Here is a 14,697-nt window from a genome sequence, read left to right as displayed (position 1 = left end):
GCATCCGGCCGCTCAGATTGTGTCTCGCGGCCTGAAGCCTGGAGTTCGATCCGCCTGGATCGCGCTCCTCCAGAGACTCTGAAGAGACAAGCGCCTCCGATCCGAGAGAATCGGCCTCCCTCTAAGGCGCTTTGGCCTCGGCAGCCTGGACCGTCCAAAAATCAGTCGATTGGAGCAGTGCATGACTTTCTCCATCAGCCTCACCGTCAACGGTGAGCAACGTCACGTCGAACTCGACGATCCGAGGGTGACGCTTCTCGACCTCCTGCGGGAACGCCTCGATCTCACCGGTACCAAGAAGGGCTGCGATCGCGGTCAATGCGGCGCCTGCACCGTCCTGGTGGATGGCCGCCGCATCAATTCCTGCCTGGCGCTTGCCGTCAGCCACGATGGCGCGGAGATCGAAACCATCGAGGGCGTCGCCCAGGGCGAGCATCTTCACCCCATGCAGGCGGCCTTCATCGCCCATGATGGGTTCCAATGCGGCTTCTGCACACCCGGCCAGATCATGAGTGCCATCGGCCTGATCCGCGAAGGCCAGGCCGGGGACGATCCCGAGCGCATTCGAGAAGGCATGAGCGGCAATCTGTGCCGCTGCTCGGCCTATGCCGGCATCACCGAAGCGGTGCTGGAGGCTCACCATGTCCTCGCCGAGGGCGGACGGAGGAAATCGGCATGAAGAGCTTCGATTATGTGAGACCGTCGACGATTGCGGAGGCCGTCGCGGCGGCATCCCAGCCCGGTTCTGCCTTTCTGGCCGCCGGCACCAATCTGCTCGACCTGATGAAGACAAACGTTGTCAGTCCCGACCGGCTCGTTGACGTCACCCGACTGCCGGATCTCGGCGCGATCGACTGGCTGCCCGATGGGGGCGTCAGGATCGGTGCACTCGTGCGCAATGCCGACCTTGCCCATGACCCGGCTTTCGCAAGAACCTATCCCGCTGTCGCGGAGGCGCTGTTGTCCGGGGCATCGGGCCAGTTGCGCAACGCGGCGACTGTCGGCGGCAATCTGATGCAGCGTACGCGTTGCGCCTATTTCTTCGACGCTGCCGGCGCCTGCAACAAGCGTGCACCAGGCTCGGGCTGCGATGCCCGCGGCGGCGAGAACCGCCTGCATGCGATATTGGGCTGGAGCGAAGCCTGCATCGCCACCCACCCTTCGGATTTCTGCGTGCCGCTGGCGGCTTTCGGCGCCACGGTGGAAATCGAGGGCAGGGCAGGGCGGCGCGAGATCCCGCTGGGCGAGTTGCATCGCCTGCCGGGAGATACGCCGGAGCAGGATACGGCCCTCGAGCCGGGCGACCTGATCGTGGCGGTGCGATTGCCTGCCGACGCCGCCGGCTTTGCCGCTCATGCCCGCTATCTCAAGGTTCGCGAGCGGACATCCTATGCCTTTGCCGTAGTATCGGTGGCCGCTGCCCTGCGTCTCAGGGATGGGGTGATCGACGAGGCACGGTTGGCGCTGGGCGGCGTCGCGGCCAAGCCTTGGCGGCCGCTCGAAGCGGAGGCGGTTCTGGCCGGCGCCACCCCGGACGAAGCCGTCTTCCAGCGCGCCGCGCAGGTGGCTCTCGCCGAGGCGAAGCCCTCCGGCGACAATGAATTCAAGATCGAACTGGCGCGCCGCACGCTCGTGCGCGCCCTGGCCGAAGCGGCTACCGGCACGCCGGATCGTATCCCCGCTCTGCCAGGTTCGCCTTTCTCAACCCTCCCCGGAGCCCGTCGAGATGCCTGAACTCGTTACGCCCGACCTCAAGCCGAACCAGGCTCCGGCGCATGTCCGGCACGGTTCCAATATCGGCCAGCCCCTGACGCGCCGGGACGGCGTCCTCAAGGTCACCGGAGCTGCGCGCTATGCGGCCGACAACCATCCCGCCGGCATGCTCTATGCCGTGATGGCGGTTGCGCAGATTGCCCGCGGCCGGGTTTCTTCCCTCGATGTCCAAGCGGCCAAGGCCCATCCGGGCGTGGTGGAGGTGATGACGCCGGACCACAAGCCGGCCTTGGCGCAGGATCCGGATGCCAAGGATCATCCCTTCATGTTCCGGCTCGACGTGCTGCAGAACGATCGCGTGCGCTATGCCGGCCAGCCGATCGCCGTGGTGATCGCGCAGTCGCTGGAGGCTGCGACGGAAGGGGCCGCGCTGCTGGCGCCGCGCTACGAGGCCGAGACAGCGCGGATCGGCCTCGATGGGGACAGCTTCGTGCCGCCGGCCGTTGGCGTCGGCAATCCGTCGCAAGCCGTGCATGGCGACATCGAGGCCGGCTTCGCCGGGGCGGACAGGAAGATCGAGGCGGTGTATGAGACGCCCGCCCAGTATCACAACCCGATCGAGCCGCACGCCATCGTCGCGCATTGGCAGGGCGACAGCCTGTCGATCGACACGCCCAGCCAGGGCATGGCGATGGCGCAGGGCCGCATTGCCGGTCTCTTCGGCATCGCACCCGACAAGATCCACATCCGCAGCCCGTTTCTCGGCGGCGGCTTCGGCTGCAAGGGTCTCGTTGCCGGGCCGCAGATCCTGGGCATCATGGCGGCCCGCCTCGTCGGACGGCCAGTGAAGCTCGTGGTCAGGCGCGACCAGATGTATGGGCCCGTGGGCCATCGCGCTCCGACCCGCCAGACCTTGCGGCTCGGGGTTGCCGGAGACGGGGCACTGACGGCGCTCGTTCATCACGCGCGCACGGCATCGTCCACCTTCGACGATTTCTTCGAGCCTGCTGCCGGCGCTTCGCATGCGCTCTATGCCAGCCCCGCCATCGCCACCACCTATGACGCCGTGCGCACCGATACGGGAACCCCGCTGTTCATGCGGGCGCCCGGCGAGGCCACTGGTTCCATTGCCCTGGAAAGCGCGATGGACGAAGCGGCCTGGGCAAGCGGCATCGATCCGCTGGAATTCCGACTCAGGAACTATGCGGAGATCGAGCCGACCACCGGCAAACCCTTCTCCTCCAAGGCCCTGCGTGAATGCTATGCCGAAGGCGCCAAGCGCTTCGGCTGGGCCGGCCGGCCGCTGAGTCCCCGCCAGATGCGCGACGAGGCAGGCTTTCTCGTCGGCTGGGGCATGGGCACCGCCATCTTTCCGGCCCTGATGTTCCAGGCCGAGGCGCGGGCCGTGATTCGGCGAGACGGTTCCGGTCTGATGGAAACCGGTGCGCATGACATGGGGCAGGGGGCCTGGACGGCTCTCGCCCAGATCGCTGCCGACGGCCTGGGCCTCGATATCGAGCAGGTGGAATTCCGGGCGGGTACCTCCGACCTGCCGGATGCCGGTATCGCCGGCGGCTCGGCGCATACCGCCACGGCTGGCGCGGCCATCCACGAAGCCGGCGCGGCGGTGATCGCCAAGCTGGCGGAACTGGCCGTAGGCGACGAGCGTTCGCCGCTGTTCGGTGCGGGCAATGCCGGCGTGATCGCCCGCGAGGGCCGGCTCTTCCGCCGGGACGACGAAAGCCGCTGCGAGAGCTATGCCGAGATTCTCGGCCGGGCCGGCCTGGCAGAGGTCGAGGCCAGGGGACGCGGCAGCGCCGATCCGGCATCGCAGGCAAGCTATGCCATGCATGCCCATGGCGCGGTCTTTGCCGAGGTCAAGGTCGATCCCGATCTTGGGCAGGTGCGTGTCAGCCGGCTCGTCGGCGCCTTCGCGGCGGGGCGGATCGTCAACCCGCATCTGGTGCGCAGCCAGTATCTGGGCGGCATGATCTGGGGCGTGTCCTTCGCCCTGCACGAGCATGCGGTTGTCGACCATCGCTCGGGCCGGATCATGAATGCGGATCTCGCCGAATATCACGTGCCCGTCAATGCCGACGTCCCCTCGCTGGAGGCCATCCTGGTCGAGGAGCGCGATCCCCACGTGAACGCGCTCGGCATCAAGGGCGTCGGCGAAATCGGCATCACCGGTACGGCGGGCGCGGTGGCCAATGCCATCTGGCACGCAACCGGCAAGCGCGTGAGGAAATTCCCGATCGCCATCGAGGAACTGCTGTGATCGCGGTGGAGTAACGGCTCGCCACTCCGTCGAGGTCGCGCAGCACCACCGCGAGCAATTACATCTGGGTTACTATATGGCTCTGTGGGGGCGGCAACACGCTATCATTGCCAATCAGACCCGGTCGCAGAGCATTTCGCGGGCGGCGTTGTGGCCGGGGGCGCCGGTGACGCCGCCGCCGGGATGGGTGCCGGAGCCGCAGATATAGAGCCCCTTTATCGGCGTGCGGTAATCGCCGTAGCCGAGCATCGGCCGGGCCGAGAACAATTGGTCGAGCGACAGGGTGCCGTGGAAGATGTCGCCGCCGACAAGGCCGAACACGCGTTCGAGGTCGAGGGGCGTCAGCACCTGGCGCCCGAGCACGCTCTGCTTGAAGCCAGGAGCGTAGCGCTCCACCGTGTCGATCATCAGGTCGGCGACTTCCTCACGATGGGCATCCCAGCTCCCGCCGTTCGGCAGATACGGTGCCACATATTGGCAGAACAGGCTGGCGACGTGCTGGCCCTTGGGCGCGAACGTGTCGTCGAGCGTTGAGGGGATCAGCATCTCGACGATGGGCTGCCGGCTCCAGCCGAGGCGGCGGGCCTCCAGGAAGGCATCTTCCATATAATCGAGGCTAGGCCCGATGATGATGCCGGCGGTGTGGTGGACGCCCTGTTCCTTGCCGGGTAGGGCAGTAAAGCTGGGTAATTCGGAGAGCGCGACATTCATGCGCAGCACGCCCGAGCCGCATTTGAAGCGGCGGATGCGCTGCAGGAAATCGGCCGGCACGGCTTCCTCGGGCACGATCTTGTCGAAGAGCAGGCGCGGGCCGATATTGGCCGCCACGGCCTTGGCCCGGATGACCCGGCCATCCTCCAGTTCGACGCCGGCTGTGACGCCTTTCTCTATGATGAGCCGGCGGACCGGGGCCTCCGTCTCGATTTCCGCACCGGCCTCGCGGGCAGCCTTGGCCATGGCCTGGGTGATGGCGCCCATGCCGCCGACGGCATGGCCCCAGGCGCCCTTCTTGCCGTTCACCTCACCGAAGACGTGGTGCAGCAGCACATAGGCCGAGCCCGGCGTCGAGGGGGCGGCATAGGAGCCGACGATGGAATCGAAGCCGAACAAGACCTTGGCTTCCGGGCTTTCGAACCAGCCGTCGAGATAGTCGCTCGCCGATTTGGTGAAGAGGTCGAGCAGCACGCGGCGATGATGCATGTCGAGCTTGGACAGCCGATGCCCCAGCTTGCCGGCGCGCAGCAATTCCGGCAGCGAGCCGAACCAGCCGTCGTCGGAGATGTTGGGCGGCGTCTCCAAAATGAGGTCGCGCAGCACGTCGGCAATGGTGTCGATCTCGTCGCAATAGGCCGGGAAGCGGGCGGCATCCTTCTGGCTGAACTTGGCGATCTCGCTCTGGGTGCGGCCTTCGCCGGAGAGGATGTAGCGTCCGTCGGGGAAGGGGAAGAAATTGGAGGCCTGGCGCTCGACCACCTTGAGGCCGTGACGCTCCAGCTCCATGTCCCGGATGACCTTGGGATTGAGCAGGCTCACCGTGTAGGAGGCCACGGAATTGCGGAAACCCGGATGGAACTCCTCCGTCACTGCGGCGCCGCCGACGACGGAACGGCGCTCCAGCACCTTGACCCGCCGGCCAGCTCGCGCGAGGTAATAGGCACAGGTCAGGCCATTATGGCCACCGCCGATGATGACCGCGTCATAGGGAGTGTTCGCGCTGTGGACCGCGGGCGAAGTTGCGTCAGCCAATTCCTCGAAGCCTTCTTGTTATGACGCAGCGGCTGGCGCCGCGGACGTCCCGTCGGCTCCTTCTTATGCCGCCTATGCCGCGCCTCCAAGAGGCGGATGTGGCACCTGCTGTGACGCTTCGGCTTCTCAGCCGCGGGCAGCTTCCAGGATATGCTTGCACTCGCCGAGTTCCAGCAGCACCGTCTGCAGCCGTCGGCGACGCTCGTCGCCCAGCGACAATCCACTGCCGCTTTCAGCCTGCGCGACCGGAGGCGGCGCGGGGCGCGGCTCGCTGCGCATGGGCGGTCCCGCGAGGGATGACAGCGGCAGCGAGGCCTGGACTGGCGGCGGCTCGTAAGCTTCGGACTCTTCGTCGAAGACGGGCTCGATCCGATCATCGCGCTCGTCATAGTCCCCGGCCGGATCACCCGGTGCAGGAGCCTCCGCCTCCGGCCATTCGGCCCGCTCACGGCGGCGCTCTTCCTCGTCCGCCCGCGGGATCACCGCGACGGGTGGTACATAATCCTCATTCTGCGCGCGGCCGATCTCGATCACATGCCGGTTGCCACGCTCCTTGAGGATGCGCTGCACGCCCTTGATGGTGTAGCCTTCGCCATAGAGATAGTAGCGAATGCCCTTGAGCAGATCGATGTCGTCAGGGCGATAATAGCGACGCCCACCACCGCGCTTCAGCGGCTTGATCTGGCTGAAGCGGGTTTCCCAGAAGCGCAGGACGTGCTGGGGCAGGTCGAGATCCTCGGCGACCTCGCTGATGGTGCGGAACGCGTCAGGTGCTTTTTCCATGCTGCCGGACTCCCGAGCGGAAAGCGGCGAATCGTGCCTTTCCCCTATCACTCGTCCGATTCTGTGATGAAAGACAAGCGTTTATCACTTGTTTCCAACCCAAAACTTCATCGGATGGTAGTTTGAAACCGTTTGAGGAGGAAAGAGATGCCCATTGCCGACAGGCGATGACGGCTGTCGCTGCTGGCCGCTTCAGGGATGCCTCGCCATGCGGGCGGCCAGCGCCGGCAGACCGGAATTTCCCATCTCGCAGAAAACAGGACTGATTAGTCCATTATTGATTTGGCTGGCCGAGGCCAATGCCCGACTAGTCGTCGGTGACGCCATCGACATTCTCGCCATTGATCTGGGCCTTGAGGATGTTGGAAGGCTTGAAGACCATGACACGGCGCGGGGAGATCGGCACTTCCTTGCCGGTCTTGGGGTTGCGGCCGATACGCTCGCCCTTGGAGCGCACGACGAAGGAGCCGAAGGACGACAGCTTCACCGTCTCGCCCCGTTCGAGGCAGCTCGAGATTTCATGCAGGACCATCTCGACCAGTTCCGACGACTCGGTCCGCGACAGGCCTACTTTCTGGTAAACCGCTTCGCAAAGATCTGCTCTTGTGACGGTATTTCCCGCCATCGCTTTCATGCCCCACGTTGGACAGGCTCCGTGAAGAGGCCACCTGTCTGTTATCCGTTCGATGCAGCCCGGAACGGCGGGAAGCCTGTCCCGCCACGAATCCGCCCCGCAAATCATCCCAGCAGGGCCGGCACTGAAGTCCCGACTCTATGTCACTGAAAACGCGAAGCTATTGACGAAATCGGTCAAGGTCAACCACCAATCGAAACCGGTGTTCGCTTCGACCTCGGTTCGGCAACCGTCAAATTCGTCAGACTACCAGCGGATCAGGGCCGCGCCCCAGGTGAAGCCACCGCCCATGGCCTCCAGCAGGACGAGGTCCCCTCGCTTGATGCGCCCGTCCTTGACTGCCGTGTCGAGCGCCAGGGGAATCGAGGCCGAGGAGGTGTTGGCGTGCTCGGCAACGGTGAGCACCACCTTCTCCGGCGGCAGGCCGAGCTTTTCGGCCGTGGCGTGGATGATGCGGGCATTGGCCTGGTGCGGCACGAACCAATCCACCGCGTCATAGGCCAGGCCGAGATCGTCCATGGTGTCGATGATGATCTGCGGCACCATGCCGACGGCAAGCTTGAAGACTTCCTTGCCGTCCATGCGCAGTTTGCCGACCGTGCCCGTGGTGGAGGCGCCGCCATCGACGAAGAGCTTCGATTTGTGCCGCCCGTCCGAGCGCAGCTTGGTGGCCAGCACGCCCTGATCGTGGATCGAACCGTCATTCATGGTGGCTTCCACCACCACGGCGCCGGCACCGTCGCCGAACAGCACGCAGGTGGTACGATCCGACCAGTCCAGAATACGCGAATAGGTCTCGGCGCCGATGACGAGCGCATGCTTGGCCGAGCCCGAGCGCAGGAAATTGTCGGCGATGGAAAGCCCGTAGACGAAGCCGGTGCACACGGCCTGCACGTCGAAGGCAGCGCCGCCTGTCATGCCGATATTGGCCTGCACGGTGGTGGCCGTAGCTGGGAAGGTGTTGTCGGGCGTCGAGGTCGCCAGCACGATCAGGTCGATATCGGAGCCCTTCAGGCCGGCATCGGCCAAAGCGCGCTCGGCCGCCTTGGTGGCGAGATGCGAGGTGAATTCACCCTCTGCGGCCTGGTGGCGGGCGCGGATGCCGGTGCGCTGCACGATCCACTCGTCGGAGGTGTCGACGAGCTTGGACAACTCGTCATTGGTGACGCGTTTCTCGGGCAGATAGGAGCCGATGCCCCGGATAACAGAACGGATTGTCGCCATTATGCAGCGTCCGGATTGCTGGCGGCGGCCATCACGGCGCGGTGGTCGAAGCTCAGGCTTTCGGTGATTTTCGTCATGAGTTCTTGTTTCACCATATCATAGGCCAGATCGATGGCGGCAGCGTAGCCTTCGGCATTGGCGCCGCCATGGCTCTTGATCACGATGCCGTTGAGGCCGAGGAAGACGCCGCCATTGACACGGTTGGGATCGAGCTTTTCGCGCAGGGCCTGGAAGGCACCGCGGGCGAAGAGATAGCCGATGCGCGCCATCAGGGTACGCGACATCGCCGAACGCAGATAGGAGGCGATCTGCTTGGCCGTGCCTTCGGCGGTCTTGAGCGCGATATTGCCGGCAAAACCTTCGGTCACCACCACGTCGACGGTGCCCTTGCCGAGGTCGTCGCCCTCGACGAAACCATGATAGGTCAGGTCAGGCAGGCTGGTCTCACGCAGGATGCGGCCGGCCTCGCGCACCATTTCGAGACCCTTGACCTCCTCGACACCGACATTGAGCAGGCCGACGGTGGGGCGCTCCACGCCCAGCACGATACGGGCCATGGCCGCGCCCATCACCGCCATGTCGATCAGGGCGTTGGAATCGGCGCCGATGGAGGCCCCGACGTCGAGCACGATCGATTCGCCCCGCAGGGTCGGCCACAGCGCGGCGATGGCGGGACGGTCGATCTCGGCGAGCGTGCGCAGGCAGAAGCGTGCCATCGCCATCAGCGCGCCGGTGTTGCCGGCCGAGACGGTCGCATCGGCTTCATCCTTGTTGATGGCATCGATCGCCAGCCACATCGAGGATTTCTTGCGGCCATAGCGCAGGGCGTGGCTAGGCTTGTCGTCCATGCGGATGGCGACATCGGTGTGATGGACGCTGGAAACGGCCTGAAGGCGCGGGCGGGCGGCCAGCAGCGGGGCGATGGCGGCTTCATCGCCATAGAAGGAGAAGCTCAGGTCGGGATGGCGGGTCAGCGCCAGCTCGGCGGCCGGAATCACGACCGTGGGGCCGTGATCGCCCCCCATCGCGTCGAGAGCGATACGAATTTTCGAAGCCCGATTGTCGGAAGCCATGAAGTGTTCGGTTGCCCTGTTGCGTCTGGCCGCTGTGCACGGCGGGGGAGGCGCTGCGTTTTGCAGCAAAAGACCATGCACCACAAGAGTGTAGCGAAGGTTGACGGCCGGAATTTAGGCACGGCCAGGATGTAGAAGCCGTCGATTGACCGATTCTCACGTCAAAATCATGGTGAGGAAGGGCGCGATTGCAAGAAAATGCACGCTTGCCTCACTTCGCCCCGCAGGACACTTTCTCAGGCGCCTCAGGACGCCAGCCGGAACCTCCCGCCGGCAACGGCCTCGCGGACGGCCGCCAGCATGGCGGCACGATCCTGCCCTTCCGTCGCGATGACATGGCGCTCGAGCGCGCCCAGGTCGGAGAATTGCCGGTGCAGCGCGGTGATCGGCTCGGGATCGCTCAGGGTGTCGCCGCCGCGCAGGCGGCAGCGTTCGATCGCAGCTGCCAGGAGCGGGCGCAGCACCACATAGTGGACCGGCAAGGCGAGCGCCCTGAACGGCGCCAGGAACCAGGGACCGACAATGCCGTCCAGGATCACGAAATAGCCACCACGAGCATAGGCTTGCACTGCACTGACCAGAACGTCGATCACCACCATATTCTGATGATGGGCTTCAGCCAGATAGGGCGCGATCGCGCCATTCTTGATGAAATGCCAGAAATCGTCGGCGTGCAGATGCACGGCCGGCGCGCCTGGTTCGGACGCAAGGGCTTGTGCCGTCGTGGTCTTTCCCGAACCCGGAGGGCCGGTGAGAATGAGGATCTGGCCTGCAAGGTCGGTCATTGGCTCAAACATAATCGGCGGACAAGGAAGGTCGCAGCCTTATTGAGCTTGCATCGAAGCGGCGCAAGTCTTTGTCATCGCCGTCACGGGGCATCGATTGCGCCTTGTTCGGAGCCGACCCCAGGAAGCGAGTCGATAGGCGTCAGCACTCCACCGCATTGACGGCGAGGCCCCCCTGCGAGGTTTCCTTGTATTTGGACTGCATGTCCGCGCCGGTGACGCGCATGGTGGTGATCACCTGATCGAGGCTGACCTTGTGGGTGCCGTCGCCGCGCAAGGCGAGGGAGGCAGCGGCGATCGCCTTGTTGGCCCCGAAGGCATTGCGTTCGATGCAGGGAATCTGCACCAGGCCGCCGATCGGGTCGCAGGTCATGCCGAGATGATGCTCCATGCCGATCTCGGCCGCGTTCTCGACCTGGGCGATATTGCCGCCGAGCGCGGCGGCAAGCCCGCCCGCCGCCATGGAGGCGGCGACTCCGACCTCGCCCTGGCAGCCGACCTCCGCACCCGAGATCGAGGCGTTCATCTTGAACAGCATGCCGATGGCGGCAGCCGTGAGCAGGAACTCGTCGGCGCCGGCGTCCGAGTAGTCGCAGAAATCCCGGTAATAGCGCAGCACGGCCGGCACGATACCCGCTGCACCATTGGTGGGTGCCGTCACCACGCGCCCGCCGGCGGCATTCTCTTCGTTCACCGCAATGGCGAAGAGCGAAACCCAGTCCATCACCTCGTGCGGCGCGCGGACATTGCGGCCGATATCGGTGAGCAGGCGATCGTGCAGCGCCTTGGCGCGGCGCTTTACCCGCAGTCCGCCCGGCAATTCGCCCTCCTGGCTCATGCCGCGGTCGATGGCGGCATTCATCACGGACCGGATGCCGGCGAGCCGCTCGCGGATGGTGGCTTCGGGCTGGCTCGCCATTTCATTGGCGAGCACGATGCCGCCGATGCTCAGATTGTGCTCGACACCAAGGCGCAGCAGGTCGGCGCTGCTGCCGAAAGGGTAGGGAACGTCCACCGTCGCCAGCGTCGCTGCGCTTTCCCCCTCGGCCAGCACGAAGCCGCCGCCGATGGAATAGTAGAATTCCGTGGCGAGGGCAGTGCCGCCCTCGTTCCAGGCCGTGAAGGACAGGGTGTTGGGATGGCCCTTGGGTTGCGTCTTGCGATCGAAGACGATGTCGCGGTTGCGCTCGAAGCTCATGGCCCGGCGGCCGCCGAGGGCGAGCATGCCCTTGCTGGTGGCGTCTTCGACGATCGCGGCGACGGTCTCTGGATCGACGGTTTCCGGTTCCTCGCCGGCGAGGCCCAGGATCACGGCGATATCGCTGGCATGCCCGTGACCGGTCCAGGCCAGCGAGCCGTAAAGCACGGTTTCAATCCGGTGGGTGTGGATGAAATGGCCCTGCTTGCGGAGCGACTGCACGAAGCGATTGGCGGCACGCATGGGGCCGACAGTGTGCGAAGACGAGGGGCCGATGCCGATCTTGAAGATGTCGAAGACACTGATCATCGGCGTTGAGTTCCCACCAAACTGTTGCAGCTGGACCCTCACAATCGAAACGCACCACCATCGAGTGGAGCGTAACAAATGTTACACCAACTTTCGTTGCACAGGAAACTTGCGCGAAGAGGCCCGAATTGCTACCCCAAAACCGACGCCGGTTTAGCTCAGCTGGTAGAGCAACCGCCTTGTAAGCGGTAGGTCGCGAGTTCAAGTCCCGCAACCGGCACCATCCTCCCCCTCAGTTTCAATTGTTCGGACTCTGCCGTTGTGCGGCTGGCGGAGGAATTTCGTTCTGGCGCAGGGTGATCCGACGCCACCTTCGGAATGAGCTCTTCGGTGGCGGTGACTTGCGATCCGTCGCCCGGCAAGTCGTGGCAAGGCTCAAAGGTGGATGGGGCGAAGGGCACTCTTGTCGGTGTCGTCAGCCGAGTTCCTGGGCAAGGCCGATGAGCAGCCCGCCAGGCCCGCGGATGTAGCAGAGTCGATACACGTCCTTATATCGGACGACGTCGCCTACGAGTTGCGCGCCGCGTCGACGGAGCCTTTCAAGCGTGTCGTCGATGTCATCAACGGTGAACATGGCGCGCAGATAACCTAGAGCGTTCACCGGGGCGTTGCGGTGATCGGCGACGACAGGCGGCGTGAGGAAGCGGGATAGTTCGAGCCGGCTGTGGCCGTCCGGCGTGCGCATCATGGCAATCTCGACGCGCTGATCGCCGAGCCCGGTGACCCGTCCGGCCCATTCGCCTTCGATCGTGGCCTGCCCTTCGAACTCGAGGCCGAGCTCGCGAAAGAAATCGATCGCCCCTGCGAGGTCATCGACGACGATCCCGACATTGTCCATGCGCTTGAGTGCCATGTGTCCAATCTACAAGGGGTCGTCCAGGCCGTAAACGCTTAAAACTGCGTGGGCGAGGGGGCGGTGCTCGGCGCAGCCTGGTATCTCGAACCTGATGGAGCATTTCAGTCGCGACCGATCGCATCGGGCGCCCGGGGGCGATGACGTGCCCGTCACTGCGCCGCTAGCGAGCAGCCTCATTCGCGCCGGGAGCCTTAGATGGCTAAATATAGCCCGGCCCGTTTTCAATCGAGACAGGCGCCGACAGATTTCCATCCGGGAAAACGGATCGGATCGAGTCTGCAGACCCCGCCGGATTTCGGTCGGGAAAGCACGAGTACATTGTTACCGCCCGGCAAGCGATAAGTATCGTCCTGTGTGGTTGTCGAGAGGAAGGGATGACAAAAACAAAGCGCCGCACCTGTTGGGGAGGTGCGGCGCCCGAATAGAAATCAAACTATGCAATATCGAACGGCGCAAACGCGCCTTCATCTACTCTTACGTGCTAACAATCGTTACCAAACTGACGATACGCTTGAACACTTACCGTGGAGAGTCCGCAATCCAATGAAACGATTGCCGTACCATCCATGTCGATGTTTATAAGACGCCTCGTCTCTAAATGCAAGAGATATGAAACGGGGCGTCTTGAAATTTTCGTGAGGTGGGGGACTGTGCCTTCCGAGCCGATCACGAACGGACAATCCCGGGCCTTGGCCGTTCCAGGCTGCCGTTTTGCTAATTTCCAGCCGTCGACACGGGAGGCGAAGCAGCCATGCAAGGTCAGGTTGATTGAAAACAAGCAGAAATGCGTTTATATATGAGACATTACGTCTAGATTATATTCTTGACATTTATAGGAGTTGTCGGTGGCCATTGCGCAGCAGGCGGCACGACCCGTCGGAAGACCGCGCTGCATGGAAACGCATAAGGCGATTTTGCATGCAGCGGCCGAATTGCTCGAACGCGCTCCCTATCGCGATATCTCGGTCGAACGCATCGCGGCTCTCGCCGGGGTGGGCAAGCAGACCATCTATCGCTGGTATGACAGCAAGGCCGATCTCCTGCTCGACGCCTATCTTGCCCGTTGCACCGAGGTGCTGCCGCCCATGGTCGCCGGCGGCGAGCCCATGGTGAATTTCCGCAACTATGTGCGCCGCCTGGCTGAATATCTCAACGATCCGATGATGGAAGGCGCCTCCAGGGCCCTGCTGGCGGAGGCGCAGTTCGAGCGTCCGTTCCGGGAGCGCTTCAGCGAGATCGTCATGAAGCGCCGCCAGGAAATCGCCCGGGCCTTCGTGATCTCGGCCATGCACAAGAAGCAGATCCGCGACGATGTCGATCCGGATACCGTGCTCGATCTGATCATGTCGCCGATCTTCCAGCGTTTTCATACCACCGTGACGCCGCCCGATGCGGCCTATGTCGACAAGATCTTCGACATGGTGCTGGCGGGGCTGGCCGTGCGAAACGAGCCTGCGGCCAAGGTTGCCGCCGAGTAATCCGGATCGACTGCGCAGCCCTTCCACCGCCGTCCTATAGACGTCAGGTCCCGAAGATCTGCTGACGCCCGTCCATCAGCGTGGCGACTTCCTCTGCCGCGAGAGGGGCGTAGCTGTGGCTGTCCACGCCGACATCGAGGCTGTAGCCGAAGGGCTCGCCGTCGAGGCGGCCATGCACATGCCCGAACAGATGCCAGGCGCCACGCCAGGCCCCCGGCCATTCGCGCATCGGGTAATGGCACATCACGATCGTCTGGCCTTTCCAGCGCAATTCCTTGATCTCGGTGATCGAACGCAGGCGCCCGGTCGACTCGAGCTTGGCCTGGTCGTCATGATTGCCGAGGATGAGATGGATCTGGCCGTTGAGGCGTTCCAGATAGGTCTCGGCCGGCTTGCCCGCGCGAAAGCTGAAATCGCCGATGTGATAGACCACGTCGTTCGGGGCAACCTTGCCGTTCCAGCGCGCGATCAAGGCCTCATCCATCGCCTCGACGCTGTCGAAGGGGCGCTTGCACAGGCGGATGATCGATTCATGGCCGAAATGGGTGTCGGCGGTGAAGAAGAGCTTGCTCACGGCATGGCCTGTTCCGAGGCGCCGGCCGGCAGGCCGACGCCCATTG

General features: G+C 64.2%; 13 protein-coding genes and 1 tRNA gene. 5 read left to right on the top strand and 9 right to left on the bottom strand.

Annotated features, from left to right (window positions below):
* Positions 1 to 181: 181 nt before the first annotated feature.
* Genes ABXS05_RS05360 through ABXS05_RS05350 form a run of 3 tightly spaced genes read left to right on the top strand, consistent with a single transcriptional unit; the run spans position 182 to position 3,991 of the window.
* The gene (locus tag ABXS05_RS05360; protein ID WP_311935463.1) at positions 182 to 679 is read left to right on the top strand and encodes a (2Fe-2S)-binding protein; all 498 of its coding nucleotides are present in this window, start codon (positions 182 to 184) and stop codon (positions 677 to 679) included.
* Complete coding sequence (locus ABXS05_RS05355; protein WP_367623172.1) at positions 676 to 1,734, top strand: FAD binding domain-containing protein; 1,059 nt, start codon at positions 676 to 678, stop codon at positions 1,732 to 1,734. The genes ABXS05_RS05360 and ABXS05_RS05355 overlap by 4 nt, the downstream gene beginning before the upstream one ends.
* The gene (locus ABXS05_RS05350) at positions 1,727 to 3,991 is read left to right on the top strand and encodes a xanthine dehydrogenase family protein molybdopterin-binding subunit (protein ID WP_367623171.1); all 2,265 of its coding nucleotides are present in this window, start codon (positions 1,727 to 1,729) and stop codon (positions 3,989 to 3,991) included. Before ABXS05_RS05355 ends, ABXS05_RS05350 begins: the two co-directional genes overlap by 8 nt.
* A 114-nt stretch (positions 3,992 to 4,105) precedes the next feature.
* Here the strand turns inward: ABXS05_RS05350 and ABXS05_RS05345 are convergent, their stop codons facing one another.
* The 7 genes from ABXS05_RS05345 to ABXS05_RS05315 all read right to left on the bottom strand — a co-directional run bounded on the left by ABXS05_RS05345 (position 4,106) and on the right by ABXS05_RS05315 (position 11,743).
* Entirely contained in the window at positions 4,106 to 5,737 is a 1,632-nt protein-coding gene (locus ABXS05_RS05345; protein ID WP_367623170.1) for a phytoene desaturase family protein, read from the bottom strand.
* Positions 5,738 to 5,863: 126 nt separating this feature from the next.
* Positions 5,864 to 6,520: a MerR family transcriptional regulator gene (locus ABXS05_RS05340; RefSeq protein WP_367623169.1), complete on the bottom strand. Its 657-nt coding sequence runs from the start codon at positions 6,518 to 6,520 to the stop codon at positions 5,864 to 5,866.
* Between the two features lie 307 nt (positions 6,521 to 6,827).
* Complete coding sequence (locus tag ABXS05_RS05335; RefSeq protein ID WP_105862006.1) at positions 6,828 to 7,145, bottom strand: integration host factor subunit alpha; 318 nt, start codon at positions 7,143 to 7,145, stop codon at positions 6,828 to 6,830.
* Between the two features lie 255 nt (positions 7,146 to 7,400).
* Positions 7,401 to 8,378 (bottom strand): beta-ketoacyl-ACP synthase III, encoded by a 978-nt coding sequence (locus tag ABXS05_RS05330; protein ID WP_311935451.1) that lies wholly within the window; start codon positions 8,376 to 8,378, stop codon positions 7,401 to 7,403.
* Positions 8,378 to 9,451, bottom strand: a complete 1,074-nt coding sequence (gene plsX, locus ABXS05_RS05325) for a phosphate acyltransferase PlsX (RefSeq protein WP_311935449.1) — start codon at positions 9,449 to 9,451, stop codon at positions 8,378 to 8,380. The genes ABXS05_RS05330 and plsX overlap by 1 nt, the downstream gene beginning before the upstream one ends.
* A 245-nt stretch (positions 9,452 to 9,696) precedes the next feature.
* Complete coding sequence (locus tag ABXS05_RS05320) at positions 9,697 to 10,236, bottom strand: AAA family ATPase (protein ID WP_367623168.1); 540 nt, start codon at positions 10,234 to 10,236, stop codon at positions 9,697 to 9,699.
* Positions 10,237 to 10,378: 142 nt separating this feature from the next.
* Positions 10,379 to 11,743, bottom strand: a complete 1,365-nt coding sequence (locus ABXS05_RS05315; RefSeq protein WP_367623167.1) for an L-serine ammonia-lyase — start codon at positions 11,741 to 11,743, stop codon at positions 10,379 to 10,381.
* A gap of 147 nt (positions 11,744 to 11,890) precedes the next feature.
* On the opposite strand from ABXS05_RS05315, the gene ABXS05_RS05310 reads away from it, so the two are divergent.
* Positions 11,891 to 11,966: transfer RNA gene (locus ABXS05_RS05310), tRNA-Thr, on the top strand.
* Between the two features lie 192 nt (positions 11,967 to 12,158).
* Here ABXS05_RS05310 and ABXS05_RS05305 read toward each other — a convergent pair.
* A complete protein-coding gene (locus ABXS05_RS05305; RefSeq protein ID WP_311935441.1) occupies positions 12,159 to 12,596 on the bottom strand; it encodes a VOC family protein in 438 nt (145 codons plus the stop codon).
* Positions 12,597 to 13,492: 896 nt separating this feature from the next.
* On the opposite strand from ABXS05_RS05305, the gene ABXS05_RS05300 reads away from it, so the two are divergent.
* Positions 13,493 to 14,077, top strand: coding sequence for a TetR/AcrR family transcriptional regulator (locus ABXS05_RS05300; RefSeq protein WP_311935439.1), 585 nt, complete (start codon positions 13,493 to 13,495; stop codon positions 14,075 to 14,077).
* Between the two features lie 43 nt (positions 14,078 to 14,120).
* On the opposite strand, the gene ABXS05_RS05295 is transcribed toward ABXS05_RS05300, so the two are convergent.
* A complete protein-coding gene (locus ABXS05_RS05295; protein WP_367623166.1) occupies positions 14,121 to 14,651 on the bottom strand; it encodes a metallophosphoesterase in 531 nt (176 codons plus the stop codon).
* Positions 14,652 to 14,697 lie beyond the last annotated feature (46 nt).

Source organism: Labrys neptuniae (genome assembly GCF_040797145.1).
Lineage (GTDB): Bacteria > Pseudomonadota > Alphaproteobacteria > Rhizobiales > Labraceae > Labrys > Labrys neptuniae.
This window is presented reverse-complemented; position numbering and strand designations above follow the sequence as displayed.